This window comes from Telluria sp. B2, from assembly GCF_051789535.1.
Lineage (GTDB): Bacteria > Pseudomonadota > Gammaproteobacteria > Burkholderiales > Burkholderiaceae_D > Telluria.
In genome coordinates, this window is record NZ_CP196525.1 from 3754582 (window position 1) to 3779041 (window position 24460).

Genomic DNA, 24460 nt, shown 5'->3' on the forward strand with positions numbered 1-24460 from the left:
ACACACTTGATGACGTCTATACATCCGGCAGTTCCTTGCGAAAGAAGACGACGCGCTCCGTTTCCTCGAACCCCAGCGCATGGTGCATCAGGTGGCTCGCCTCGTTCTCCAGCAGCGCATCGGACGCCAGCTCGCGGCAGCCCCTGACCCTGGCCCAGGCAGTCACGGCGTCGACCAGCGCCCTGCCCCAGCCCTTGCGGCGCTGCTGGGGCAGGACGTAAATCCCTTCGAGAAAGGCGACCGGCGAGCTTGCCGTGCCGTTGACGTAGTCGGTACGCAGCGCCGCCTCGGCGAATCCGGCGGCCCGGCCGTCCTCGTCATACGCGACGAACTGCGCGTACCTGTCCGGGTCGAGAACGAAGGCCTGCATCTCGGCGAGGTGCTCGGCCTCGGGACAGTCGGGCCAGAGCGCCTGGCGCAGGCGCAGCCAGCCGTCCTGCGCGACGGACGTACATGGAAGAATCATGACGGTGATCCCCTTTCGTGCCGGTGCCCGGCCGACGCCGGGCGGGCCGCTCCCACGGTCGGGCGAGCCCGGCCACAAATATAGGCAGCGGCATACTTGTAAATACGCCGACGGCTGCTATGCTCAAATCGTCATCATGACATGGAGGGGATGCTGAAAAGCGTTTTGGCCGTATGTGGAATATGTTTGTGTTTGCAGTCCTGAGTGGCATGGTTGGCCTGATTGCCTACGAAATCTTCCAGGAAATCGAAGGCAGTTCGGAAGCCCTGCACGACCACTATCACGAATAGTGAACGACCCTGGTAAGGGTCAGTGTCATGCGACAAAAAAAGCGGCGAGGCCCGAGGGCGCTCGCCGCTTTCGTTTACGTCGCGAGTGCAGGTCGCGAAGATGCTCAGCGCAGGAAGCGCGACAAGGCGGTCATTGCCGCCGGCTCCAGGTTGAGGAACTGGAAGCCCACCTTGAAATCCCCGCCGCTGAGAATGCAATACTGCGCCTTGGCGCGCGTATTGATGGGGACGATATTGCCATCGACCAGGAGGTCGAAGCGCAGCTGGGCTGCCTGGCCGATGCCGACCGAATGCGGCAAGGCCAGGCTGACGCCGTTTGCGCCGATGTCTGTGGTACGGCCCAGCACCGGAGCGCCGCCTTCGACCGCCAGCATGGCGCGTGTCTTGAATACCTTGCGTTGGGACTGCCTTTGATCTGTCTGCACTAATTCACCAGGTGAAACTTTAAAACGGCCCAATTATAGGCAAAAACGCATGCGCCCGCTCAGCTGGTGCTGATCGAAGAATCCTGCCCGCAGCGTTTTTCTTCGTCAATGCCAACCATCCCGGGCCTTAGGGTGGGCGCCCCTTGAACTGACCCCAGAAAGTTGGACAGTTGATCTATGCTGCCAATTGCTGAGTCCTGAATTGTACAGGGCTCAGCCCGTTGAGTCTGAGCTTGCCGCGGTCATTGTTATAGTAGCGAATATACTCATCAATCCCAGCTTCCAGCTGATCGATGCTGGTGATTTTTTCCAAGTAGAAGAACTCGGTCTTGAGCACGGCAAAGAAGCTTTCCATGGCCGCATTGTCGTGACAGTTACCCTTGCGCGACATGCTCTGCACGATCCCATGCTCGGTCAGTGCCTGTTGATAAGCGGGCATGCGGTATTGCCATCCCTGGTCGGAGTGGAGCATTGGTTTGTCCTCCGGGCCAAGTCTTGAAAATGCCTTGGTCAGCATGGATGTCACCAGTTCGAACCGAGGGCGCCTGTTCGTTTCGAAAGCGATGATCTCACCATTGTATAGGTCGAGCACAGGCGACAAATAAAGCTTTTCACCTGCGACATGAAACTCGGTGATGTCGGTCACCCATTTCTGCTTTGGCGCCTTTGCTTCGAACCGGCGCTGCAATTCGTTCGGCGCCGTCTTGCCCACTTCGCCTTTGAAAGACTTGTATTTCTTGGGACGAACCAGGGACTTCAACTTCAGTTGCCCCATCAAACGCTGTACGGTTTTATGATTGATGCGTTCGCCAAGCTGGCGAATGGCTGAGGTCACACGGCGGTAACCATAACGTCCCTTGTGGCGCTCGAATACGTCCTTGATCGTCGCTTTCAATTGTCCGTACTTGTCATCGGCAGCTTGCGCTTTGAGCCGGTAATAGAACGAGCTTCGAGGAAGTCCTGCCAGCTTGAGCAGACCGTCGAGTCGATATTGCTGCCTTAGTTCTTGGACCGCTTGGGTTTTTTCGCAGACTCCGCTTCCTGCCTTGCCTGAACTAAGGCTCTCAACTTTTTTAGGTAGGCGTTCTCCATCCGCAGGTACTCCAACTCGGCCAGCAATTCTTCGCGGCTACGCTTGTCTTCATGCGCTACTTCCGGCTTTGTCGTCGGTATGATCATCTTCTCGGATCTGCTTGTTGGAGGGCGAGCCAATGCCTCGCTCCCCCCTTCTTGATAGGCACGCTCCCAGACTCCTACCGTCGAATGACCGCGGATATCGAACCGGGCAGCGGTCTGGGTGATCGAAAGGCGATTTTCCCACATGTACTGTAGTACCGACAGCTTGAATGCGGCCGTATATCTGCTCCGCTTCTTGCGCAGTCCAGCATCCCCATGCAGTCGATACGCTGTTACCCAGCGCTCCACCAGCGAGCGATTGGCCATGCCATGGCGCTGAGCCACAGCCCGGTAGCCTCCCCGACCAGACAAATAGTCCTGGACAACCGTTATCTTGAACTGCTCCGTGTGCTTACCCATATCACCCCAATAAGTTGTGTCTAACTTATTGGGGTCAGTTCACCCTGTGCCCACCGGAACGATGCGCTAACGCGACGCGAACATTTGGTGGGCACGGAGCGCCCACCCTACGCAGCGCAATGACACGTGCCCCGCCGGTTTGCTCAGTCCAGTTCGCGCAGCTTGCTGAAGGCCTGGTCGATGCGCTCGACCGAAATGATGGTCATGCCTTCGATCTTCTGCTTGGGCACGTTGGCCTTCGGGATGATCGCCGTCGAGAAGCCGAGCTTGGCCGCCTCGCGCAGGCGTTCCTGCCCGCGCGGCGCCGGACGGATCTCGCCCGCCAGGCCCACTTCGCCGAACACCACCAGCCCGCGCGGCAGCGGCTTGTTGCGCATCGACGAGTTAATCGCCAGCAGCACCGCGAGGTCGGCCGCCGGTTCGGCGATCTTCACCCCGCCGACGGCGTTGATGAACACGTCCTGATCGAAAGCCGCGATGCCGGCGTGACGATGCAGCACGGCGAGGAGCATCGCCAGGCGGTTCTGCTCCAGGCCCACCGACAGGCGGCGCGCATTCGGCAGGTGGCTGGCGTCGACCAGGGCCTGGATCTCGACCAGCAGCGGGCGCGTGCCCTCCTGGGTGACCATCACGCAGGAACCGGGCACCTGGCTGTCGTGCTGGGACAGGAACAGCGCCGATGGATTCGACACGCCCTTCAGTCCCTTCTCGGTCATGGCGAACACGCCCAGCTCGTTCACCGCGCCGAACCGGTTCTTGATGGCGCGCACCAGGCGGAAGCTCGACTGGGTGTCGCCCTCGAAATACAGCACGGTGTCGACGATGTGCTCGAGCACGCGGGGACCGGCCAGCGCGCCCTCCTTCGTCACGTGGCCGACCAGGATGATGGTCACGCCGGTCTGCTTGGCCACGCGCGTGAGCTGGGCCGCGCACTCGCGCACCTGCGACACCGAGCCGGGCGCGGCCGTCAGCGCGTCCGAGTACAGCGTCTGGATCGAGTCGATCACGGCCACCTCGGGCTTCAGGTCGGCCAGGGTGCCGAGGATCTTCTCGAGCTGGATCTCGGCCTGGAGCTTGAGCTCCTTGGCGTCGACCGCGAGGCGCTTGGCGCGCAGCGCGATCTGGGCGCCGGATTCCTCGCCGCTCACATACAAGGTGCTGCGCACCGAGGCCAGGTTGGCCAGCGCCTGCAGCAGCAGGGTCGACTTGCCGATGCCCGGATCGCCGCCGATCAGCACCACGCCGCCGGCCACCAGGCCGCCGCCCAGCACGCGGTCGAATTCCTCGATCCCGGTGCCGAAGCGTGGCACGTCGATCGCCTCGATGTCGGCCAGCGAGAGCACCGGCGCGGTCTGCGCCAGCGCCTTGTGGTGGGTGGCCTGCGACATGCGGTTCACGCCGGCCGTTTCCGCCACCGTCTCGACCATCGTGTTCCAGGATTTGCAGTCGGGGCACTGGCCCATCCAGCGGCTCGATACACTGCCGCACTCGCTGCAGACGAACTGGGTCTTTGCCTTAGCCATGGGTACCCAACCTCCCCTCGATCACGCGCACGCGCGGCGCGAGTGCGCACATCAATTCATAGCCGATGGTGCCCGACGCCGCGGCCACCTCGTCGATCGGCAGGCCGTCGCCCCAGAGCGTGACCTTGCTGCCCACGCGCGCATTCGGGATCGGCGTCAGGTCCACCGTCATCATGTCCATCGACACCCGGCCGACCACGCTGGTCCGGATGCCGTCCACGATCACCGGGGTGCCGTGCGGCGCGTGGCGCGGGTAGCCGTCGGCATAGCCGCAGGCCACCACGCCGACCTGCATCGGGCCGGTCGCTTCGAAGCGGCTGCCGTAGCCGACGGTGTCGCCGGCCACCAGGTCCTGGATCGCGATGATCTCCGAGGACAGGGTCATGGTCGGGCGCAGGCCGAAATCGTGGGCCGTGCGCCCGCCGCCGGGGGTGCCGCCGTACAGCATGATGCCGGGGCGGACCCAGTCGTTCTGCAGTTCGCTGGCCAGCGCTTCGTTGTGCAGCACGCCGGCCGAGTTCGACAGGCTGCGCTCGCCCTCCAGGCCTTCGACGCCGCTGCGAAAGCGCCGCACCTGCTCGCTGATGGCCAGGCGCGGGTGCTCGAGTTCGTCGGCGTTGGCGAAGTGGGTCATGTGGGTGATGTTGCGGATGCCCGGGATCGCGCGCAGGCGCTTGAAGGCGACCGCGTATTCCTCGGGCTTGAAGCCGAGGCGGTTCATCCCGGTGTTCATCTTCAGGTGCACGTCGATCGGGCGGTAGAGCTGGGTGTATTCCAGCATCTTGATCTGCTCGATGCAGTGCACGGTGCTGTTGATATTGTGCTCGGCCAGCAGCGGCACATCAAGGGCGTCGAAAAAGCCCTCCAGCAGCAGGATCGGCTTGACCCAGCCCAGTTCGCGCAGGCGCAGGGCGTTTTCGGTTTCGATCAGGGCCAGGCCATCTGCCAGCACGAAGCCCTTCATGCCGCGCTCGAGCCCATGGCCGTAGGCGTTCGCCTTCACCACCGCCCAGACCTTGGACTGGGGGGCGCAGGCGCGCGCGCGCGCCAGGTTATGCTGCATCGAATCGAGGTGGATGGTGGCGCAAAGCGGACGTGGCATGGCAGGCTGACGGGAAATAAAGACTAAATGGAAACGAAAGCGGAGGAATCGTGAATTAGGTGAAAGGTTCTATTTTACCGGACCGGACCGGGTCCTGCCCGGCTGTTTTCTTTGGCGAGCCGACCTTTCATGGTATAAAGCAACCCACACTAGTTTTCAGATATTCTCGATGAACCGTGGTTTTTACACCATTATGGCGGCGCAGTTCTTCTCGTCGCTGGCAGACAATGCGCTGCTGTTCGTAGCCATTGACATCTTGGTGACGATGAATGCCCCGGCTTCGCTCACTCCGCTGCTGAAGCTGTCGTTCGTCCTGTTCTATGTGCTGCTGGCCGCCTTCGTCGGCGCCTTCGCCGACGCCATGCTCAAGGGGCGCGTCATGTTCATCGCGAACCTGATCAAGATCTTCGGCTGCGGCCTGATGTTCCTCACCGTGCACCCCCTGCTTGCCTATGCCGTCGTCGGCTTCGGCGCGGCCGTGTATTCGCCGGCCAAGTATGGCATCCTGACCGAACTGCTGCCGCCCGAAAAACTCGTCGCCGCCAACGGCTGGATCGAGGGCCTGACCGTGATGTCGATCATCTTCGGCACCGTGCTGGGCGGCGCCCTGGTCAGCCAGGCCGGCTCGGCGCTGCTGCTGGGCTTCGGCATTCCCGGCATCGACACCACCAGCGAGGCCGCGATGGCCGTGGTGGTTGCCATTTATGTTCTTGCGGCCCTGTTCAACCTGCGCATTCCCGACACCGGCGCGCGCTACGAGCACCAGGAACGCAATCCGATGAAGCTGATCGCCGACTTCGCCAACTGCTCGGCCACGCTGTGGAAAGACAAGCTGGGCCAGATCTCGCTGGCCATCACCACCCTGTTCTGGGGCGCGGGCGCGACCTTGCAGTTCATCGTGCTGAAGTGGGCCGAGCGCTCGCTGCACATGCCGCTCGACAAAGCCACCAGCCTGATCGGCGTCGTCGCGATCGGCGTGGCGGTCGGCGCGGCGCTGGCGGCAAGGATCATCCCCCTGCGCAAGTCGCTGACCGTGATCCCGATGGGCATCTTCATGGGCCTGGTCGTCACCGTCATGGTCTTCGTGCACGACGTGATCATCGCCTACCCGCTGCTGGCCCTGATCGGCTTCCTGTCGGGTTTCTTCGTGGTGCCGATGAACGCCCTGCTGCAGCACCGCGGCCACGTGCTCATGAGCGCCGGCCACTCGATCGCCGTGCAGAACTTCAACGAGAACCTGTCGATCCTGACCATGCTGGCGCTGTACGCCATCATGATCACCCTGAACCTCGACCTGAACGTGATCATCGTGATCTTCGGCCTGTCGATCGCCAGCATCACCTACCTGATCCTCAAGCGGCACCAGCGCAACCAGGCGCAGCACGATTCGCTGGCGCTGATTGGCGAGCACAAGCACTGATCAGGCCGCGCTCGTCGCCGGGCCGTCGGCCGCGACCGTAGGGTGGGCACCCTGTGCCCACGCGTTACGTGCGTATCGTTCGGCTAGGTATTGCCAAGTGTCGCTCGCCAGCTTCAAGCGTAGCTGATAGCGGTGCTATTAGCGCCGCGTAGCGCTGCGGCACAGTCAACAATACGGGATACGTGCGTAACGCGTGGGCACGGAGTGCCCACCCTACGGGCGACGCTGCCCTGCAAACAATATTTGCAAAGAATTAATATTTACCAAACAATATTTCGCGCCACATCCGTTGCGCGCCGGGCCGCTGCGCGCTCGCGCCAGTTGTTCGGCACGATGAATCCCCGCTCGACCTCTTCCACGCAGCCCGGCGTCTCGCGCACCACGGCCACCAGCACCGGCGAAGCCGACTCCTCGAACTGCGCTTCCAGCTCCGCATGCAGCTGGGCCCGGTTGAGCAGCCAGGCCGCCGACATGGCCCGGAACGGCGTCAGCCATTGCAGGCGCGGCAGGATCAGGAAGGCGTCCGCCCCGGTCGCATCGAGCTCGTCCAGCGCGCACCAGAAGCCGCGGCAGTGGCCGGCCGTGATGCCGCTCATCGCCGGCCAGCTGCCGGCCGGGTAGAACAGCCAGCCCTTCACCAGCGCGCGCGCCTGCGCCACCGGCCTTGGGAGCAGGGGTTGGGCCGCCGGATGGGCGCCCAGTTCCAGCTGGCGCTCGAAGATCTTGCGCATCTTGGCGCCCAGGCTGTCGGCCAGATTCGGCCCGACCAGGGCGTCGAACTGCTGCCCGGCTTGTCCTTCCCTGCCTTGCAGGAGATAGAACTTGGTGGCGAACTCGATGTGCTCGACCGCCTCCGGCCCGGCATCGAGCAGGAAGTCGAATTCGCCGACGGTGTCGTTGCGGCTGGCGCGGATCTGCAGGCCGTGCGCGATCAGCCGGCCCTGGTGTTCGAAGTAGAAGGCCATCAGCTTTTCCGCGTACAGCCCGAGGCGGGTGTAGACGCGCGGGCCGAGGGCGGCGTCGAGCGGCGCCGGATCGCGGTCGAGTTCTGCCAGCCAGCGCTCGGTGTCGGGCGTGACCGGTCCGAGCGAGGCGATGCGGCCCTGCCAGTGCGGGGCGTCGACATCGAGCAGGTCGGGAGAATCGAGGAGCCAGGCCAGCGCACGCACCCGCGCGCGCCGCAGGTGGCCCCAGCGGCGGTGGAAGGACGCCTGGTAGCTATCGGCCCCGTCGCGCATGGGCAGCTCGCGCCCGGCACAGGTCGGCCCAGGCCTGGGCCTTGTCCAGCCCGCGCCGCAACAGTTCGCCCGGATGCAGCGTGGCCACCAGGTCTGCCGCGCCGAACGCGTGGACGGCGCCGCGCGCGCCGGCCAGCGGCTCCTGCAGGGGCTTGCCCAGCAGGCCGTTGGCGGCGATCTGGCCCAGGGTCAGCACGGTGGCCGCCTTGGAGAGCGCCAGTTCGCGCGCCAGGAAGGGACGGCAGGCGGCCGCTTCGTCCGCCGTCGGCGCGCGGTCGCCGCCGTTTGCCGAGGTCGGGCGGCACTTGACCAGGTTGGTCACGTAGACATCGCGCTCGCGCGACAGGTCGACCGCGGCCAGCATGTTGTCGAGCAGCTTGCCGGCCTCCCCGGCCAGCGGCACGCCCGCTTTCTCGTCGGCGGCGGAGCTCGCCCCGGCAGCCACGAACCAGCGCGCCGTGCGCGCGCCGGCGCCGTACACCGGTTTGGCGCCGCCCGCGCAGGCGCCGCAGCGCTTGCAGTTGGCGATCGCGGTGCGCAGCTCGTCCCAGTCCATGGCGGCGATCGCCGCCTCGTCGATGGCGTCGGGATCTGGTTCCGGCTCGGGCGGAGGCGGCGGCGTCCAGCGGGCGGGCGCCGGCGCGGCCGTGGCCGGGATCGGGCCCCAGGCCGGGTCGCGCGGCTCGGGCACCGGCGCGCGCGCGATCGCCGGTGCGGGTGCCGGCGCGGGCGTCGATTCGGGCTCGGCCCATGCGGCGTCCATCGGCGCGGGCGACGGCGCCCGCTCGACGGGAGCCGGCACAGGCGCGGCCACCTCGGCCGGACTCGCCTGCTCCTGCGCCGCTTCCGCCGGCGCTTCCTCCTGCGGCGGATGGCGCAGGCGCCACAGCGGGGCGATGCCCATCTCCTGCAGGAACACCTCGTCGCGTTCGCTCACCTTCATACAACCAACCTCATCACGATCGCATCCTCGCGCTTGCCCTCATGCGCCGGATAATACCCCTTGCGCCGGCCGATCTCCTCGAAACCGTAGCGTTTGTACACATGCAGGGCGCGCTCGTTGGACGGACGCACTTCGAGCAGCACCGATGCCGCGCCCATGTCGCGGGCGCGCGCGCACAGGGCGTCGAGCAGCCAGCGCCCCAGCCCGGTGCCGTGGCGCTCGCCCGCGACCGCCACGTCGAGCAGGTGGGCCTCGTCGAGCGCGTACATCAGGAGAAAATAGCCGGCCAGCCTGCCGGCGCCGTCGCGCGCGACCCAGGCGTCGTAGCCGCTGACCAGGCAGTCGTCGAAGTTGGCCCGGCTCCAGGGATGCGGGAACACGCTGCACTCCAGGGCGTGGACCTCGTCGACGTCGGCCGGCGTCATCGGCGCCAGCGCCAGCGCAGCAGCGGCGGGGCTGGGCGCGCCCGTCATGCGCCCGCCTTGGCCGCGTTGATGGCCTGGCGCTCGGCGCTGGTATAGGCCACCTTGTTGCGCAGGTAGAGCGGCTGGGCCTGGGCTGCCGGAACGCCCTGCCCGGCAGCCAGGGCCGGCGCGGCCAGCACGGCCAGCTCGCGCGCGTGCGGGATGATGTCGCCGTGCGCGTTTACTGCGAAGTCCTTGCCGGCAAAGGCGTCCGGATACGCAGTCAGGCCATTGCCGCAGGCGACCAGGCCGCTTGCCGCCAGCGGCTGGACGGCCTCGGGCGCGGACAGGAGCGGCTCGGCGACGGCTTTCCAGCCGGCATCAAAGCGGTACTGGGCCCAGTAGACTTCGCCCATGCGGGCGTCGAGCACCGCCAGGACCTCGGTCGCGCCGGTGCGCGCGCGGCAGGCTTCGGCCATTGCTTCAAGCGTGACCAGCGGGACCACCGGCAGTTCGGCGCCGAAGGCCAGGCCCTGGGCCACGCCGCAGGCGGTGCGCACGCCGGTGAAGGAACCGGGACCGGCCCCGAAGGCGATGGCGTCGAGCTCGGCCAGCTTCACGCCGGCTTCGCGCAGCAGTTCCTGCACCATCGGCAGCACGGCCTGGGAGTGCGTGCGCACGCCGCCGGATTCGCGTGAAAAGAGGTGGGCGCCGGACAGCAGCGCGCACGAGGCGAGTTCCGACGAGGTTTCGATAGCAAGGATATTAGGCATGCGCTATTTTAACCCGCCGGGCCGCAGCCCGGCCATGGCCGCTCGCCATGCGGAGGCTGCCGGATTCGTCCGCCCGAGGTAGAATTCGCCCATGCATAGCCTGACACTCGATCTTGATAACCGCGACGCCATCGCCGCCGCCATCGATGGCGACCGCTGGGTTGTCGCCTGCCTGTGCGCCGCCTGGTGCGGCACCTGCGGCGGCTACCGCGCCGCCTTCGACAGCCTGGCCGCGCGCCACCCGGACAAGGTCTTCGTCTGGATCGACATCGAAGACCAGGCCGACGTGGTCGGCGACCTCGACGTCGAGAACTTCCCCACCCTGCTGCTGCAGCGCGAGGACACCGTGGCCTTTTTCGGCACCATGCTGCCCGACGCCGCCGTCGCCGAGCGCCTGCTGCTGGCCCAGGCCGAGCTGCCTCCGGCGGAACTTGCGCGCCTGGCCCAGTCCAGCGAAGAGCGGCGCGAATGGCAGCGCGAATGCAATTTGCGCACGCTGCTGCAGGACGCCGGCTGAGCGCTCCCGACGCAACACCACCAGCGACGCGGCGCGCCTGGCCAGGACGCCGTCCTGCATGCTCAGCACCTGACGCACGGTCGCCCGTCCCAGCAGCATGCGCATACCGTTCTGCCCGAGCAGCATGATGGCGCCTCCATGCTGTCCACCGGCGGGCCGGCATGGTGGCGCGACAGGTCGGCAGCGTTCATGTTCTCGTCGCGCAGGGTGCGCAGCAGTTGCGGGATGACCCCGGGAACGCGCGGCACCAGGGCGGCGCCGGAGAACGGCGACCGGACCAGGCGCGCCAGCTCGGCCAGGATGCGGCGCCCGTATCGGGCGAGGGGCCGGCCAGCGGTTTCAGTCGCCCGGCCCTTCGCCCGGCATGGTGTCGGCCATCAGACGCAGCTCTTCCGGCGTCAGTTCCTCGGGCTTCTTGTCCGCCAGGCCGTCGAACGCGGCCTTCGCCCTGGCCTCGGGGCTGTCGTCGGCGGGTTTGTGCCCGTCCGCCTGGGGTGCTTCAGGAGCCTGTTGCGCCTGGTTGGTCTGCTTGGTCTGGTTGTCGGTTGCCATGATGTTCCTCCATGGATGTTTTCATTGGCGAACCAGTGTGACACAGCCCGCCGATGCGCGGCGTCGGCTAGCCGCCAGGCAAAGCCCCCTATTTCGGGACCGTGAAGACCTCGACGCGGTTGAGCCACTTCACGTGGCGCGGGCCGGAGCGGGTATCGAGCAGCGAACGCAGCGCATAAGGCCCTTCGCTGGCCGGCAGCGGCTTGCCGTTCATCGAGGTGATGACCAGCACGTTCTCGCCGGGCCGGGCGTTATACAGTTCGCCCCAGGAGAACAGCACGGCGTTTTGTCGGTCGCGCGGGCCACCACGCCCGAATGGCGCAGCGCGTAGCGGTCGATGCTCTGCATCCCGGCGGCATCGAGCAGGTCGCGCAGCAGCACGCCGCGCCAGCGCACCTCTGCATTCTCGGCCTTGCCGCCGGCGCCGACGCTGCGCGCCTCGACGATTTCCGTCTGCGGCAGCGCGGCCAGCTCGGCCTGGCCCAGGCGCCGCGGCGCGGCGGCGCCGACCTTCACCTCCAGCAGGGCTTCCTGGGCGGCGGCGAACCCGCACGCGAGCAGCAGCGGCAGGAGCCAGGCACCGCGGGCGCGCCCCATCCTACTTCTCGCCCTTGTACGACGGGAAGAAGACCTGCTGGCCCTCGACCTTGAACGAACCGATCAGGTTCTGGCCCTCGGGCGAAGTGATCCACTCGACCAGCTGCATCGCGCCCTTGTAGTTGACCTCCTTGTGCTTCTGCGGGTTGACCGCGATGATGCCGTAGGGGTTGAACATCTTCGGGTCGCCTTCGACCGCGATCTGCAGGCCGGTCTTGGCGCGGTAGGCGATGTAGGTGGCGCGGTCGGTCAGGGTGTAGGCGCGCAGCTCGGCGGCCATGTTCAGCACCTCGCCCATCCCCAGGCCGGCCGAGACGTAGGCCGGCCCCTGGGGCTGGCTGCCGACCTGCTTCCAGTAGCCCTTCTCCATCTGGTCGGTGCCGGAATTGTCGCCGCGCGAGATGAACCTGGCCCTGGTGTCGACGATCTTCTTCATCGCGGCCAGCACGTCCTTGCTGCCCTTGATACCGGCCGGGTCGCTCTCCGGACCGACGATGATGAAGTCGTTGTACATCACGTCGCGCCGGTTCACGCCATGGCCTTCGGCGACAAACTTGTCTTCGCTGGCGCGCGCATGGACCAGCGTCACGTCGACGTCGCCGTTCTTCGCCAGCTCCAGCGCCTTGCCGGTGCCGACCGAGATCACGTTGACCTTCGAACTGGTCTTCGCCTCGAACTTCGGCAGCAGGTATTGCAGCAGGCCCGAGTTCTCGGTGCTGGTGGTGGTCGACAGGCGGATCACCTGCTGGGCAAAAGCCGGCGCGGCCGTGGCTGCGGCCAGCAGGAAGCCCAGCAGGGCAAGGTGTTTCTTCAGATTCAGCATGCTCGTTTCCTCTCAATGAAATCCGTAAGTGCGCAGGATGTCCTGGCCGGCCGGGCTCAGCACGAAGCGCAGCAGGCGCGCGCCCGCTTCCGAACCCGGGCGCGCGGCGATGCCGTAGCTGCTGCGCACGTTCAGCTCGTCGGGAATGCGCAGCTGCGCCAGGTGCGGCAGCGTGTTCCTGGTGAGCACCGCGTTGGTGCAGTACATGATGTAGGCGTCGGCCTTGTCTTCCGCGAAGGCCGCGACATACGGCAGGGTGCTGTTGGGATCGACGTTGGCGGCGCCGGAGAGCTTGAGCGCCTTGGCGTCGAGCACCTTGTACAGGCCCGGCTGCCGGGCGTCGGCCTTGCGGAAGAACTGCCAGGTGTAGTCGCCCATCGGGTCGCTTACCGGGGTCGAGGTCGCCAGCCGCACGCCGGGGCGGGCCAGGATCTCGAGCAGGTTCGCCGCGCGCAGGCCGAGCTGGGGCGTGGACACCACGCACAGGTCGTTATGGGCAAAGACGCTCGGCTGGCCCAGCAGGCCCTGGCGCGCCAGCGCCTCGGCATGCTCCAGTGCGGCCGAGGCGAACAGGTCGACCGGGCGCCCGCCCTCGATCTCCTTGCGCAGCTTGCCCGAGGGACCGTACTGGGCCGCGAACGCCTCCCCGCCGCCGGCGCGGTAGGCCACGAGGATGTCGCCGAAGGCCTGGCGCAGGCTGCCGGCGGCCAGCAGCACGGGCGCCGGTGCGCCTGCTCCGGCACCTGCCGCAGCGGCGCTTTCCTGCGCCGGCGCAGGGCCGGGCAAGAGTGAAGCGAGCAGCATCACGCCCAACGCACGTCTATCCGAGTGCCGTCCCATCCGCATCCCCTGTGTGATTGTTATCGATGTGCTATGGTAAGCCGCCTTCAAAAACTTTCAATATGAACATCATTGCATATGTCGCACCTTGATTATGTTGCACGTTAAGCTAGCCTATACCTTCGACCGCCAGGCCGGCATGCGGAGCCAGCTCGACAATCCCCTGTTCGACATCCTGTCCGCCATCCACGCCTCCGGCTCGGTCGGCCAGGCAGCCGCGCGCCTGCAACTGTCCTACCGCCACGTCTGGGGTGAACTGAAGAAATGGGAAACGGTGCTGGCCGCCAGCCTGATCGTCTGGGAGCGCGGCAAGCGCGCGCGCCTCTCGCCCTTCGGCGAAAAGCTGCTGTTCGCCGAGCAGCGCGCCCGGATGCGGGTGCAGCCCCAGGTCGAGAACCTGATCGCCGAGATGGAACGCGAATTCGCGCTGGCCTTCGATCCCAACGCGCACGTGATCCCGATGTTCGCCAGCCACGACCTGGCCCTGCCGCGCCTGAAGGAGTTCATGGCGCGCGACGCCATGCTGCACCTGGACCTGCAGTTTCGCGGCAGTATGGAATGCATAGCGGCCCTGAGCCGCGGCGAGTGCCTGCTGGCGGGCTTTCACGTGAGCGAAGACCGCGCGCCGGGCAGCATGACCCAGAAGGCCTTCAAGGCCCTGCTCAAGCCGGGCCGCCACAAGCTGATCAATTTCGTGGGCAGGCAACAGGGGTTGATGGTCGCTCCGGGCAACCCGAAACGCATCGCCGGCGTGCAGGACCTGGCGCGGGCGGACGTGCGCTTCGTGAACCGCCAGCCCCATTCCGGCACCCGGCTGGTGGTCGAACAACTGCTGGCGCAGGCGGGAGTCGACCCGGCCGGCGTGCAGGGCTACGACAGCGCCGAGCCCACCCACCTGGCGGTGGCGGCGGCGGTCGCATCAAACCTGGCCGACGCCGGCTTCGGCATCCAGGCCGCGGCCGCCGGCTTCGGGCTGTCCTTCATCCCGGTCATGCGCGAGCAGTATTATTTTGTCTGCCTGAAGGAAGCGGTCGACGGCGCGCCGATCGCCAAGCTGCGCGAACTGCTCGGGCGCAGCGAGTGGCAGGGACTGATCGGCGACCTGCCCGGCTACGACACCAGCGGCGCCGGGCAGGTCATCTCGCTCAGCCGCGCCCTGCCCTGGTACGCGTTCCGCAAACCGAAATGAGAGCAAGCATGGATGAGAAGCTGAGCCACGCAGGCGGAGCGATCGCACCCGGCGACCAGCCCGGGGCCGCCGGCCTGCGCTTCGACCGCGTCGAATGGGCGGCCGCCTTCGCCGACCTGGGCGTCTTCATCCCCTATGTGGTCGCCTACGTCGGCGTCCTGAAAATGGACCCGGTGGGCATCCTGCTGGCCTTCGGCGTGGCGCTGGTCGGTTGCGGCCTGGCGTACCGCACGCCAATGCCGGTGCAGCCGATGAAGGCCATCGGCGCGCTGGCGGTGGCGCAAGCCGGCATGGTCTCGGGCAATGCGGTCGTGGCGGCCAGCCTGGTGACCGGCGCGCTCTGGCTACTGCTGGGCATGAGCGGCGCGGCCGGCCGGCTGGCGCGCCTGGTCCCGAAGGAAGCGGTGCTGGGCGTGATGCTCGGCCTGGGTCTGACGTTCGTGCTGCAGGGCCTGGGCATGATGGATGGGGACTGGCCGGTGGCACTGGCGGCCCTCGCGCTGGCGCTCCTCCTGCGCAAGAGCCGGCTGTTCCCGGGCATGCTGGTGCTGCTGGCGGGCGGACTGGCCTACGGCGTGGCGCGCGACCCGAGCCTGTGGCAGCAGGCCAGCTTCGCTTTTGCCTGGCGCTGGCCGGCGTTCGCCCCGTTTCATCTGTCCTGGGACGATGTCGTCACCGGCACCCTGCTGCTGGCCCTGCCGCAGCTGCCGCTGACGCTGGGGAATGCGGTCATCGCGACCAATGAAGAAAACAACCGCCTGTTTCCGGACCGGCCCGCCAGCGTGAAGAAGCTCGGGCTTTCCACCGGCCTGATGAACCTTGCGGGAGGACTGGTCGGCGGCGTGCCGATGTGCCACGGCGCCGGCGGCATGGCGGCCTACACGGCATTCGGCGCGCGCAGCGGCGGCGCACCCCTCATCTTCGGCGCCACGCTGCTGGTCCTGGCGCTGTGCTTCAGCGGCGCGATCGCCTTCCTGCTGCAGGCCGTGCCCGCCGCCGTGCTGGGCGCGATCCTGCTCCTCGCCGGCGCGCGCCTGGTCCTGGGCAATACGCCGCGCACGCGTGACTGGCGCGTGCTGCTGCCGGTGCTGCTGACCGCCGGGCTGGCGCTGTGGAACGTCGGGCTGGCGCTGGTGGCGGGTGTGGTCGCACACTGGCTCGTCGCGCGGCGGCAAAGAAACAGCAGGGGTCAAAACAGCAGGGGTCAGGTCTGACATTTGGACACGGCCTCTGCCGTGCGCCCGATCTCTTCATGCCAACAGGGGGCCAATATCGAGACCGGCTGTCCGGTACTCTTGAGCTCGTGTCTGAATGTCAGACCTGACCCCAGCTGTTTTCACCTGACCCCAGCTGTTTTCACCCCAGTCGCAGCGGCAAACTGCGCAGCCGCTTGCCCGTCAGCTGGAACACCGCCGACGCCACCGCCGGCGCCACCGGCGGTACGCCCGGTTCGCCCACGCCCTCGGGCGGCTCTGCGCTCGGGACGATGATGGTTTCCACCAGCGGCGCGCGGTCCATGCGCAGCACCGGGTAGTCGCCGAAGTTGGTCTGCTGCACGCGCCCGTCGCGGATCGTGATCTCGCCGCCCAGCGCCGCCGACAGGCCGAACACGACCGCGCCTTCCATCTGCTGGGCCACGATGTTCGGGTTCACCACGATGCCGCAGTCGACCGCGCAGACGACGCGGTGCACGCGGATGTCCGTGCCCTCGACCGAGACCTCGGCCACCTGGGCCACGATGCTGCCGAAGGACTGGTGCAGCGCGACCCCGTGAGCGCGGCCGGCGGGCGCCTCGCCGGCTGCGCGGACGGCTTCGTTCAACACCGCCAGGTGGCGCGGATGCCGCGCCAGCAGCGCGCGCCGGTAGCTCACCGGGTCCTGGCCGGCCGCATGCGCGACCTCGTCGAGGAAAGCCTCCTTGAAGAAGGCGTTGTGCGAGTGCCCGACCGAGCGCCAGTAGCCCAGCGGCACCGCGCTGTCGACGATCACGTGGGCAATGCGCTGGTTGGCGATCTCGTACTGCATGTCGTATTCGCCCTCGGCCGTGGTCTTGTCCGGGCCGACGCCGGGCAGGCCGAGGTTGCGCGGGAAATACTGGTGGCCAATCGCCCCGCTGGCCGACTTGTTGTCCCAGGCCAGCACCCGTCCCTGGGCATCGAGCCGCGCGGTGAAGCGCGCCAGCGCCGCCGGGCGGTAGACGTCGTGGGTGGTGTCGTCCTCGCGGGTCCAGATCAGCTGCACGGGCTTGCCGCCGGCCTGCATGGCCACCGCCACCGCCTGGGCCACCATGTCGCCCTCGAGCCGGCGCCCAAAACCGCCGCCCAGCAGCATGACGTCGATGCTCACGTCCTCGCGCGCCACGCCCGCTACCTTCGCCGCCACATCGACCGCGATGCTGGGCACCTGGGTCGAGGCCCAGAGGCGCACCTTGCCGTCCGCGACCTGGGCGGTGCAGTTCACCGGCTCCATCGTCGCGTGGGCCAGGAAAGGCGCGCGGTATTCGGCGCTGACGGTTTTGGCCACGCCTTCCACGTCCTGGGTGCCGGATTCGAAATAGGTGTAGCCTGACTCCTTGTCCAGGGCCGCCGCGAAGCCGGCAAAGATCGCTTCCGAGGACAGCGCGGCGCCCTCGCCCTCGTTCCAGGTGACCGGCAGCGCGGCCGCGGCGGTCTTTGCCTGCCACCAGCTGCGCGCCACCACGGCCACGCCGGCGCCCGCGCCCGCAGGTGCGCCCGGTGCGCCCAGCGCCGAGGAAAAGTCGACCACGCCGGTCACGCCGGGCAGGTCTTTCACTTTGGCGGCGTCGAAGGAGGCGACCCTGCCCTTGAGCGTCGGCGACATCTTCACTGCCGCGTACAGCAGGCCCGGCGGACGGGCGTCGATGCCGAAGCGCGCGCTGCCGTCGACCTTGCCCGGGGTGTCGCGGCGCGGCACTGCCTTGCCGATCAGGCGGAAGTCGCGCGGTTCCTTCAGCTTTACATCGGAGGCGTCGATGCCGGCGCCCACCTCGGCCGCGCGCGCGGCCAGGCTGGCGTAGCTGGCGCGGCGTCCATCGCGCCCGATCACGAAGCCGTCCTCGGTGCGCAGTTGCGCGGCCGGGACTTTCCAGTCTTCGGCGGCGGCTTTCACCAGCATCGCGCGCGCGACCGCGCCCGCTTCGCGCATCGGCGCCCAGGCATCCTTCACGCTGGTCGAGCCGCCGGTGAACATGATGCCCAGCTCGCGTCCGATCTTGGAAAGCACCCATTGGGTGCCGTCCTTGACGTTGCCGCGCTCGTCCGGGTGGAAGGGCAGGTTCTCGCGCAGCACGGTGAGGTTGCCGAAGATCTTGTCGATCGGCGCCGGTGCAATGCGCACCTGGTCCAGGGCCACGTCCATCTCCTCGGCCACCAGCATCGGCAGCGCAGTGTGCACGCCCTGCCCCATCTCGCTGCGCGGCACCACGACCGAGACCGTGCCGTCGGGGTTCAGCACGACCCAGCCGTTCAGGGCCACGGCCCCTTGCGCCACCGCCAGCGGCTCGGCCGTGTGCAGGCGCTGGCGCGGCGGCTGCATGCCCCAGCCCACCAGCAGCGCGCCGCTCCCGAGCAGGCCGCCGAGCAGGAAACGGCGGCGCGAGCGCCGCACGGCTACCTGTTGCTTCTCAAGAGCTGCTTGCCCGCTTGCGTTTACGTCTCTCATTGTTCTTCGATCCCCAAGTCGCCAGCAGCTCGTCCGGCCCCACCGGCCGGCCGTACAGGTAACCCTGTGCACGGCCGCACCCATGGCGCAGCAGGAAGGCCGCCTGGTCTTCGTTTTCCACCCCTTCGGCGATCACCGAAAGATTCATGCTCTTGCCCAGCTGGATGATCGCGATCGCGATCGCCTCGTCGTTGGCGTCCGTCGAGATGTCCTTGATGAAGCTGCGGTCGATCTTCAGCACGTCCACCGGCAGCTGCTTCAGGTAGGCCAGCGACGAGTAGCCGGTGCCGAAGTCGTCGATCGCCAGTCCCACGCCCAGCCCGTGCAATTCCCTGACGAAGCCGGCCGCGTCGTCGGCGTTCATGATGATCGACTCGGTCACTTCCAGCTGCAGCCGGCCGGGCGCCAGCCCGGTTGCCGCCAGCGCCTGCCTGACCTGGGCCGCCATCGCGCCGCGCTCGACCTGGCGCACCGACAGGTTCACCGCCACTTTCGGCACCGCCAGTCCGGCGGCATCCCAGCGCGCCACCTGGCGGCAGGCCTCGACCAGCACCCATTCGCCCAGCTGGTTGATGAAGCCGGTGTCCTCGGCCAGCGGGATGAAGCGCACGGGACTGACCATGCCGAGCTCGGGATTATGCCAGCGAACCAGGGCTTCGACGCCGATCAGGCGCCGGCTCTCGATCTCGACCTGCGGCTGGTAGTGCAGGAAGATCTCGCCGCGCTCGATCGCGCGGCGCAGCAGGGCTTCCATGCGCAGGCGTTCGAGGCCCTCGCCGTCCATCTCGGGCGAGTAGAACTGGTAGCCGTTGCGCCCGCGCGCCTTGGCCTGGTACATGGCGACGTCGGCATTGCGGATCAACATGTTGGGGTCGACTGCGTCGCGCGGGAACAGGCTCACGCCGATGCTGCCGGTGACGAAGAGCTCGTGGCCGGACACCAGGAAGGGCTGCTCGAACAGCGCCACCATCTTCTGCGCCACCTCGGCCGCGCCGAAGTGCCCGTCCACGTGCTCGAGCAGGACGATGAACTCGTCGCCGCCCAGGCGCGCCAGGGTGTCGCCTTCGCGCAGCCGCATCCCGAGCGTGCCGGCGACCTGCTCCAGCAACTGGTCGCCGACCTGGTGACCGAGGGTGTCGTTGACGTTCTTGAAGCGGTCCAGGTCGATGAACATCACGGCCAGCTCCTGGTGCTCGCGCGCGGCGCGTCCGATCGCGTGCACCAGGCGGTCCTGGAACAGCAGCCGGTTCGGCAGCCGCGTCAGCGGGTCGTGGTGAGCCAGGAAGTCGAGCTGCTCCTGCGACTCCTTCAGGCGTGTGATGTCGCTGAATACGCCCACGTAATGGGTCAGTTTCCCCTCGCCGTCGCGCACCGCCGAGACGGTGAGCCACTCGAGGAAGGTGTCGCCGTTCTTGCGGCAGGCCCAGACCTCGCCGCGCCAGACGCCGCCCCCGTCCAGTTCGCGCGCCATGCCGGTGTAGAAGGCTTCGTCGTGGCGCTGCGAGCGCGTGACCGACCACGGCTGGCCGAGCACCTCGGCCTCGGCATAGCCGGTAATCGTGGTGAAGGCCGGGTTCACCGCGACGATCGTGCCTTCGGTGTCGGCCACCATCACGCCGTCGGCGATGTGGGCGATCACGGTGGCCGACAGGCGCAGGTTTTCCTCGGCCTCCTTGCGTTCGGAGATATCGGCGAACACCCAGACATTTCCCGCTTCCGGATTGCCCGGGACCAGCGAACTGCCGCTGACCAGGCACCACAGCAGGCTGCCGTCGCGGCGGCGGAACTGGCGCTCGTGGCGCGGGTCCTCGCCGCGCGCCATGCGTGGAAAGTACTCGTCCTCGGCACGCGCATGCTCGCCGCTGCTGGCGAACAGGACCGAGGCTGGCTTGCCGACCAGGCTGCCTTCCGGATAAGCGAACAGCTCATCGGCGCGCCGGTTGGTCGATACGATGCGGCGCTCGCGTGTGAACACGACGCCGAACATCACGTTATCGAGGATTGCGCCCTGCTCCACCAGCAGGGCCTCGATGCGCATCTCGTTGTGCTTGCGTTCGCTGATATCGGAAATGATGCCGTCGACCCGGAAGCCGGTTTCGCCCGGACGCCCCTGTGGCTGGCCGCTCTCGAGCACCCAGCGTTCGAGGCCGTGGGCGTCCACGATGCGGTATTCGACCTCGTAGCTGCGCCCCGCGAGGATGGCTTCGCGCGAGACGCGGCGCTGCAGGCGCCGGTCTTCCGGACAGACGAGGTTCGCCCAGGCGTCGGTACTGCCGCGCATGAACATGGCGGCCGGGTAGCCGGAAATGTCCTCGATGGCGTCGCTCACGAAATCGATCTGGCCGCCCGGGCGGGCGCTGAACACCGCCCCCGGCACCTGGTTGACGATGGTGCGGAACTGCTCCTCGCGCCGGGCGACGTCGACGAACAGCTCGCGGATCGCGGCGCGCATGCGTTCCATCTGGCGCCCGAGGATGCCGAGCTCGCCTTTCGCCCTGAGCACCAGCGGCGTATCGAAGTCGCCGCGCGAGAGGCGCCTGGAGAAGGCGGCCAGGGTGCGCAGCGGCTGGTGCAGCCTGGTTCCAAGGTAGATGACGATCAGCGCCATGGACAGCGCCACCTGCAGCGCCAGCACCAGCGCGTAGTTGCGCTGCTTGCGCTGCAGCGCCTGTTCGCTGCGCAGGTCGTCCATCTCGACAGTGACCAGTCCGATGGCCTGGCCGCGCACCACGATCTCGCGTTCGGCGCGCAGCACGCGGCCCAGCGGCCGGACCGGCGCATGGGCGTCGATGAAGCCGGCCTCGAGCGGGCCGCCGGCCGTGCCGCGCACCTGGATCCGCACCATCGAGGGGTCGCGCATGAACGAGTCGACCAGCGGGCGGGCGGCATCGGCGTTCATGTTCCACAGCGACTCCTGCACGCCGAGCGCGAGGATCTCGGCGTTGCGCTGCAGCGTGGCGTCGAGCTCGGCCACGGTGGCACGGCGCTCCTGCACCGCCAGCAGCAGGTAGCCGGCGGCCAGCGCCGGAATCACCAGGCCGCCGACGACGACAATCAGGAGCGCCCCGTAGACCGACCTGCCGTAAAGGCGGCTCAGTCTTGACGGGAGGGCGCGCAAATCAATCGGGAACATCGTCGTGGCGGCAAGGGTTGGGCCGGCGCGGCCGGCCAGTCGTCTGGTGCAAACACCACGATTATGCACAGTAAATTGCCGTGAGTCACCACGGTGACACGCACAAGCCCGTTGCAACCGCGGGTGGCCGTGGACGCAGCGACTGCAGCTTACGCCGCTATGATCGCACAGGGCGGGCGGTGCCCGGGCGGACGTGTTTCAACCGTGCTCAGGTGTGGTGCGACGAGAAGCAGGCGGATCAGGTATTGCGGCGCGGATAGCCCTGGGCCAGGATGCGCTGCCACACGAGCTCTTTCTGCTCGGCCGTCATCGACACCCAGTGCGCCACTTCGGCCACCGTGCGCCCGCAGCCGCGGCAGACGTCGTCGAAAGTGGTCGAGCAGACCGCGACGCATGGCGTGTCGGGCCGCATGGGAGTGCCGGCAGGACGCACGGGCGCCCCCGCCTTATCGTGCGGGGCCGACATCGAGCTTGTCCCAGCCTTCGTGGCCGAGTTGTTCCATGGTGTCGATGTTCTTCTCGAAGATCTCGGCCGCGTCGGGGAAGGCCTCGACGGCGCGCGCGATGCTGTCCTCGCGCAGCAGGTGCAGGATCGGGTAAGGCGCGCGGTTGGTGTAGTTCGAGATGTCGTTCGGGTCGGTGTCGGCGAACCGGTAGTCCGGGTGGAAGCTGGCCACCTGCAGTTCGCCGTCGAGATGCATGTCCTCGACCGCGGCGTCGGCCACATCCAGGAACTCGTTGTAGTCCAGGAAATCGTTGAGCACGAAGGGGTGGATCAGCAGCGTGGTGTCGACCTCCTCGGCCGGGGTGTCGGACAGGCGCTGCAGCTCGTCCATCAATTGCTCCAGCAGGGCCTCGGGCGTGCGCGCCGCCGACACGACGTAGCGCACCTGCTCCTTCACGTAGACCGACTTGGCAAAAGGGCAGAGGTTCAGGCCGATGACGGCCTTCTCCAGCCAGCGGCGGGTGGCGGCGACGATGGCGTCGTCATCGGCGTTCAGGTTGGCAGTACTCATGTGATGCTTTCGATAATAAAAATGCCTGAGGCGAGAGCGCGATTGTACGCACAGTTTGCGTGCGCTCATAGGTCCCCGGATGCGCGGCGGGTAAGTTTGGACACACGCGAACACATCGGTAAACACGCCGGCCTTGCCGGATCGCTCAGCCTGCCACAGCCGTAAAGATTGCCGCAATACATTGCTTCTGTACGGCAATTTTTATGATACCCCATGGGAGTACCTTGGCATTATTCAGCATTTTTCATGGGACGAGACGGAATAAAACGCGCATACCCCCTAAAGAAATTCCATAAAGTATTGCTAGTTAGCATAAAGAGTAGACAGAAAATTTTGTAACCGCGCTGACATATTGCTTGACTGCCTCAACAGCAGCTCCTTACACTGCCCCCTTGATCGTCAGTCCCGCCGTTCCTGGACGCAACACTGGAAAGCTATGTACGACACGACCCGCCTCACTTCCGTCGCCGCCGCGCTGGTGCTTCTGTTCTCCGCGCCACTCGCCCAGGCCATCGATAACGCCCCGAGCAGCGCCACCCAGAGTGCCGCCGTCAGCCGCCCGGCCGCCCCGGCAGGCGCCGCCATGCTGAAGGTCGACGAGTACAAGGAAACCGACGTCTGGGGCCGCATCCGCAGCGGCTATGCGATTCCTGACATCAACAACAACCTGGTCGAGCGCCACGTCAAGTCCTACGCCAGCAAGCCGGACTACATGGCCCGCATCTCCGGCCGCGCTTCGCTCTACCTCTACCACGTGGTGCAGGAACTGGAAAAGCGCGGCATGCCGACCGAGCTGGCCCTGCTGCCCGTGATCGAATCGGCCTTCAACCCGCAGGCCCTGTCGACCGCCAGCGCGGCCGGCATCTGGCAGTTCATGCCCGGCACCGGCAAGGACTTCAACCTGAAGCAGAACATGTTCAAGGACGAGCGCCGCGGCGTGCTGGCCTCGACCGACGCCGCCCTGACCTACCTGCAGCGCCTGTACACCATGTTCGGCGACTGGCAACTGGCCCTGGCTGCCTACAACTGGGGCGAAGGCAACGTTCTGAAGGCGATCAAGACCAACCAGTCGCTGGGCAAGCCGACCGACTTCGAAAGCCTGGCCGACCTGATGCCGCTTGAAACCCGCAACTACGTGCCCAAGCTGCAGGCGGTCAAGAACATCGTCGCCAATCCGGGCCAGTTCGGCGTCACCCTGCCGGTCATCGACAACCAGCCCTACTTCACCGCGGTCGACAAGACCAGCGACATCGACGTCGCCGTCGCCGCCCAGCTGGCGGAAATGTCGCTCGACGAATTCAAGGCCCTGAACCCGCAGTTCAAGCGCCCGGTCATCACCGGCGAGAAGACCAAGATCCTGCTGCCCAAGGAAAACGCCGAGAAGTTCCACCTGAACCTGGCGCAGTGGGGCCAGGCGCTGTCGAACTGGACCACGCACCGCATCACCAGCGCCAAGGAAAGCATTTCCTCGCTCGCATCGAAGTTCGGCACCACGCCGGAAGTCATCCGCCAGGCCAACAACATCCCGGCGCAGACCCGCCTGAAGGCCGGCTCGACCATCCTGGTGCCGAAGACCTCGGCCAGCATGCACAGCGACATCGCCGAGAACATCATCGAGAGCGCCGTGGTGGCGCTGGAGGCGGACCGCGGCGAGAAGCGCAGCGGCGCGCGCACCCAGCGCTTCAAGAGCAAGGCCGTGGCCCCGTCGAAGAGCCGGGTCTCGCGCAACACCAACAGCCGCCGCAAGCACCGCTGAGCGCCCCGCGCATCCGGGCCGCCAGCCCGGCAAGACGCTGAATCGCGCCTGGGCTGGATTTACCTCAGCCCGCTCTTTGCGCTACATCAAATGAACCACACTGTGCAGGCATTTGGAAAGTGCTGTATAGTGTGGTTTGTGCGCTGCAAAAACACATCGCGGCAGTATGCCGCAGCACCGCACCGCAGTATTCAGTACTGTACAACTAGCAGCTTCGCAAGCCAGGCGTATCGTTC

Annotated in this window: 23 protein-coding genes; 5 read left to right on the forward strand and 18 right to left on the reverse strand. The window is 66.8% G+C overall.

Annotated features, from left to right (window positions below; translation table 11 throughout):
• Window positions 1-16 precede the first annotated feature (16 nt).
• The 5 genes from aac(6') to alr all read right to left on the reverse strand — a co-directional run bounded on the left by aac(6') (window position 17) and on the right by alr (window position 5342).
• Window positions 17-466 (reverse strand): aminoglycoside 6'-N-acetyltransferase, encoded by a 450-nt coding sequence (gene aac(6') / locus ACSUZJ_RS16670; protein WP_499409984.1) that lies wholly within the window; start codon window positions 464-466, stop codon window positions 17-19.
• Window positions 467-860: 394 nt separating this feature from the next.
• The gene (locus tag ACSUZJ_RS16675; protein WP_499409986.1) at window positions 861-1181 is read right to left on the reverse strand and encodes a PilZ domain-containing protein; all 321 of its coding nucleotides are present in this window, start codon (window positions 1179-1181) and stop codon (window positions 861-863) included.
• Between the two features lie 175 nt (window positions 1182-1356).
• A protein-coding gene (locus tag ACSUZJ_RS16680) for an IS3 family transposase (protein ID WP_499408834.1) occupies window positions 1357-2717 on the reverse strand; the annotation gives its coding sequence in 2 pieces (ribosomal slippage) (window positions 1357-2238 and window positions 2241-2717; 1359 coding nt in all).
• A gap of 143 nt (window positions 2718-2860) precedes the next feature.
• The gene (radA, locus tag ACSUZJ_RS16685) at window positions 2861-4240 is read right to left on the reverse strand and encodes a DNA repair protein RadA (RefSeq protein ID WP_499409987.1); all 1380 of its coding nucleotides are present in this window, start codon (window positions 4238-4240) and stop codon (window positions 2861-2863) included.
• Window positions 4233-5342, reverse strand: a complete 1110-nt coding sequence (gene alr / locus ACSUZJ_RS16690) for an alanine racemase (protein WP_499409989.1) — start codon at window positions 5340-5342, stop codon at window positions 4233-4235. The genes radA and alr overlap by 8 nt, the downstream gene beginning before the upstream one ends.
• 169 nt (window positions 5343-5511) lie before the next feature.
• On the opposite strand from alr, the gene lplT reads away from it, so the two are divergent.
• Complete coding sequence (lplT, locus tag ACSUZJ_RS16695; protein WP_499409990.1) at window positions 5512-6762, forward strand: lysophospholipid transporter LplT; 1251 nt, start codon at window positions 5512-5514, stop codon at window positions 6760-6762.
• 260 nt (window positions 6763-7022) lie between these two features.
• Here the strand turns inward: lplT and ACSUZJ_RS16700 are convergent, their stop codons facing one another.
• Genes ACSUZJ_RS16700 through tsaB form a run of 4 tightly spaced genes read right to left on the reverse strand, consistent with a single transcriptional unit; the run spans window position 7023 to window position 10120 of the window.
• Entirely contained in the window at window positions 7023-8000 is a 978-nt protein-coding gene (locus ACSUZJ_RS16700; RefSeq protein ID WP_499409991.1) for a DUF1853 family protein, read from the reverse strand.
• Window positions 7981-8943: a uracil-DNA glycosylase gene (locus ACSUZJ_RS16705; protein ID WP_499409992.1), complete on the reverse strand. Its 963-nt coding sequence runs from the start codon at window positions 8941-8943 to the stop codon at window positions 7981-7983. Before ACSUZJ_RS16705 ends, ACSUZJ_RS16700 begins: the two co-directional genes overlap by 20 nt.
• Complete coding sequence (gene rimI / locus ACSUZJ_RS16710; RefSeq protein ID WP_499409993.1) at window positions 8940-9416, reverse strand: ribosomal protein S18-alanine N-acetyltransferase; 477 nt, start codon at window positions 9414-9416, stop codon at window positions 8940-8942. Before rimI ends, ACSUZJ_RS16705 begins: the two co-directional genes overlap by 4 nt.
• Window positions 9413-10120: a tRNA (adenosine(37)-N6)-threonylcarbamoyltransferase complex dimerization subunit type 1 TsaB gene (gene tsaB, locus ACSUZJ_RS16715; protein ID WP_499409995.1), complete on the reverse strand. Its 708-nt coding sequence runs from the start codon at window positions 10118-10120 to the stop codon at window positions 9413-9415. The genes rimI and tsaB overlap by 4 nt, the downstream gene beginning before the upstream one ends.
• Window positions 10121-10211: 91 nt before the next feature.
• On the opposite strand from tsaB, the gene ACSUZJ_RS16720 reads away from it, so the two are divergent.
• Window positions 10212-10637, forward strand: coding sequence for a thioredoxin family protein (locus ACSUZJ_RS16720; RefSeq protein WP_499409996.1), 426 nt, complete (start codon window positions 10212-10214; stop codon window positions 10635-10637).
• 339 nt (window positions 10638-10976) lie between these two features.
• Here ACSUZJ_RS16720 and ACSUZJ_RS16725 read toward each other — a convergent pair whose 3' ends face one another.
• The 5 genes from ACSUZJ_RS16725 to modA form a co-directional block, all read right to left on the reverse strand.
• The gene (locus tag ACSUZJ_RS16725; protein WP_499409997.1) at window positions 10977-11189 is read right to left on the reverse strand and encodes a hypothetical protein; all 213 of its coding nucleotides are present in this window, start codon (window positions 11187-11189) and stop codon (window positions 10977-10979) included.
• Between the two features lie 88 nt (window positions 11190-11277).
• Window positions 11278-11421 carry a molybdopterin-dependent oxidoreductase gene (locus ACSUZJ_RS16730; RefSeq protein WP_499409998.1) on the reverse strand — a complete coding sequence of 48 codons (144 nt, stop codon included), beginning with the start codon at window positions 11419-11421 and terminating at the stop codon, window positions 11278-11280.
• A complete protein-coding gene (locus ACSUZJ_RS16735) occupies window positions 11400-11786 on the reverse strand; it encodes a hypothetical protein (RefSeq protein ID WP_499410000.1) in 387 nt (128 codons plus the stop codon). Before ACSUZJ_RS16735 ends, ACSUZJ_RS16730 begins: the two co-directional genes overlap by 22 nt.
• 1 nt (window position 11787) lies before the next feature.
• A complete protein-coding gene (locus tag ACSUZJ_RS16740) occupies window positions 11788-12609 on the reverse strand; it encodes an ABC transporter substrate-binding protein (RefSeq protein ID WP_499410001.1) in 822 nt (273 codons plus the stop codon).
• A 12-nt stretch (window positions 12610-12621) separates the two neighbouring features.
• Window positions 12622-13413, reverse strand: coding sequence for a molybdate ABC transporter substrate-binding protein (gene modA / locus ACSUZJ_RS16745; RefSeq protein WP_499410002.1), 792 nt, complete (start codon window positions 13411-13413; stop codon window positions 12622-12624).
• A gap of 130 nt (window positions 13414-13543) precedes the next feature.
• Between modA and ACSUZJ_RS16750 the strand changes: the two genes are divergently transcribed.
• Together ACSUZJ_RS16750 and ACSUZJ_RS16755 are read left to right on the forward strand one after the other, a co-directional pair.
• Window positions 13544-14638, forward strand: a complete 1095-nt coding sequence (locus tag ACSUZJ_RS16750; protein ID WP_499410004.1) for a substrate-binding domain-containing protein — start codon at window positions 13544-13546, stop codon at window positions 14636-14638.
• Between the two features lie 8 nt (window positions 14639-14646).
• A complete protein-coding gene (locus ACSUZJ_RS16755; protein WP_499410005.1) occupies window positions 14647-15852 on the forward strand; it encodes a putative sulfate/molybdate transporter in 1206 nt (401 codons plus the stop codon).
• Between the two features lie 142 nt (window positions 15853-15994).
• Here ACSUZJ_RS16755 and ACSUZJ_RS16760 read toward each other — a convergent pair whose 3' ends face one another.
• The 4 genes from ACSUZJ_RS16760 to ACSUZJ_RS16775 form a co-directional block, all read right to left on the reverse strand.
• Window positions 15995-18319, reverse strand: a complete 2325-nt coding sequence (locus ACSUZJ_RS16760) for a xanthine dehydrogenase family protein molybdopterin-binding subunit (RefSeq protein WP_499410007.1) — start codon at window positions 18317-18319, stop codon at window positions 15995-15997.
• The gene (locus ACSUZJ_RS16765; protein ID WP_499410008.1) at window positions 18282-21452 is read right to left on the reverse strand and encodes an EAL domain-containing protein; all 3171 of its coding nucleotides are present in this window, start codon (window positions 21450-21452) and stop codon (window positions 18282-18284) included. The genes ACSUZJ_RS16760 and ACSUZJ_RS16765 overlap by 38 nt, the downstream gene beginning before the upstream one ends.
• Window positions 21453-21690: 238 nt before the next feature.
• Window positions 21691-21864, reverse strand: a complete 174-nt coding sequence (locus ACSUZJ_RS16770) for a DUF1289 domain-containing protein (RefSeq protein WP_499410009.1) — start codon at window positions 21862-21864, stop codon at window positions 21691-21693.
• Between the two features lie 34 nt (window positions 21865-21898).
• Window positions 21899-22468, reverse strand: a complete 570-nt coding sequence (locus ACSUZJ_RS16775) for a DUF1415 domain-containing protein (protein ID WP_499410011.1) — start codon at window positions 22466-22468, stop codon at window positions 21899-21901.
• Window positions 22469-22904: 436 nt separating this feature from the next.
• Here ACSUZJ_RS16775 and ACSUZJ_RS16780 point away from each other — a divergent pair, with 436 nt between their 5' ends.
• The gene (locus ACSUZJ_RS16780) at window positions 22905-24224 is read left to right on the forward strand and encodes a transglycosylase SLT domain-containing protein (protein WP_499410013.1); all 1320 of its coding nucleotides are present in this window, start codon (window positions 22905-22907) and stop codon (window positions 24222-24224) included.
• The last annotated feature ends 236 nt before the right edge of the window (window positions 24225-24460 follow it).

Bases quoted from the DNA above. Each gene is read 5' to 3' on its own strand.
- radA (WP_499409987.1), bottom strand. From the start codon at position 4,240: ATGGCTAAGGCAAAGACCCAGTTCGTCTGCAGCGAGTGCGGCAGTGTA.
- alr (WP_499409989.1), bottom strand. From the start codon at position 5,342: ATGCCACGTCCGCTTTGCGCCACCATCCACCTCGATTCGATGCAGCAT.
- lplT (WP_499409990.1), top strand. From the start codon at position 5,512: ATGAACCGTGGTTTTTACACCATTATGGCGGCGCAGTTCTTCTCGTCG.
- ACSUZJ_RS16700 (WP_499409991.1), bottom strand. From the start codon at position 8,000: ATGCGCGACGGGGCCGATAGCTACCAGGCGTCCTTCCACCGCCGCTGG.
- ACSUZJ_RS16705 (WP_499409992.1), bottom strand. From the start codon at position 8,943: ATGAAGGTGAGCGAACGCGACGAGGTGTTCCTGCAGGAGATGGGCATC.
- rimI (WP_499409993.1), bottom strand. From the start codon at position 9,416: ATGACGGGCGCGCCCAGCCCCGCCGCTGCTGCGCTGGCGCTGGCGCCG.
- tsaB (WP_499409995.1), bottom strand. From the start codon at position 10,120: ATGCCTAATATCCTTGCTATCGAAACCTCGTCGGAACTCGCCTCGTGC.
- ACSUZJ_RS16720 (WP_499409996.1), top strand. From the start codon at position 10,212: ATGCATAGCCTGACACTCGATCTTGATAACCGCGACGCCATCGCCGCC.
- ACSUZJ_RS16725 (WP_499409997.1), bottom strand. From the start codon at position 11,189: ATGGCAACCGACAACCAGACCAAGCAGACCAACCAGGCGCAACAGGCT.
- ACSUZJ_RS16735 (WP_499410000.1), bottom strand. From the start codon at position 11,786: ATGGGGCGCGCCCGCGGTGCCTGGCTCCTGCCGCTGCTGCTCGCGTGC.
- ACSUZJ_RS16740 (WP_499410001.1), bottom strand. From the start codon at position 12,609: ATGCTGAATCTGAAGAAACACCTTGCCCTGCTGGGCTTCCTGCTGGCC.
- modA (WP_499410002.1), bottom strand. From the start codon at position 13,413: ATGCTGCTCGCTTCACTCTTGCCCGGCCCTGCGCCGGCGCAGGAAAGC.
- ACSUZJ_RS16750 (WP_499410004.1), top strand. From the start codon at position 13,544: ATGTTGCACGTTAAGCTAGCCTATACCTTCGACCGCCAGGCCGGCATG.
- ACSUZJ_RS16755 (WP_499410005.1), top strand. From the start codon at position 14,647: ATGGATGAGAAGCTGAGCCACGCAGGCGGAGCGATCGCACCCGGCGAC.
- ACSUZJ_RS16760 (WP_499410007.1), bottom strand. From the start codon at position 18,319: ATGAGAGACGTAAACGCAAGCGGGCAAGCAGCTCTTGAGAAGCAACAG.
- ACSUZJ_RS16765 (WP_499410008.1), bottom strand. From the start codon at position 21,452: ATGTTCCCGATTGATTTGCGCGCCCTCCCGTCAAGACTGAGCCGCCTT.
- ACSUZJ_RS16770 (WP_499410009.1), bottom strand. From the start codon at position 21,864: ATGCGGCCCGACACGCCATGCGTCGCGGTCTGCTCGACCACTTTCGAC.
- ACSUZJ_RS16775 (WP_499410011.1), bottom strand. From the start codon at position 22,468: ATGAGTACTGCCAACCTGAACGCCGATGACGACGCCATCGTCGCCGCC.
- ACSUZJ_RS16780 (WP_499410013.1), top strand. From the start codon at position 22,905: ATGTACGACACGACCCGCCTCACTTCCGTCGCCGCCGCGCTGGTGCTT.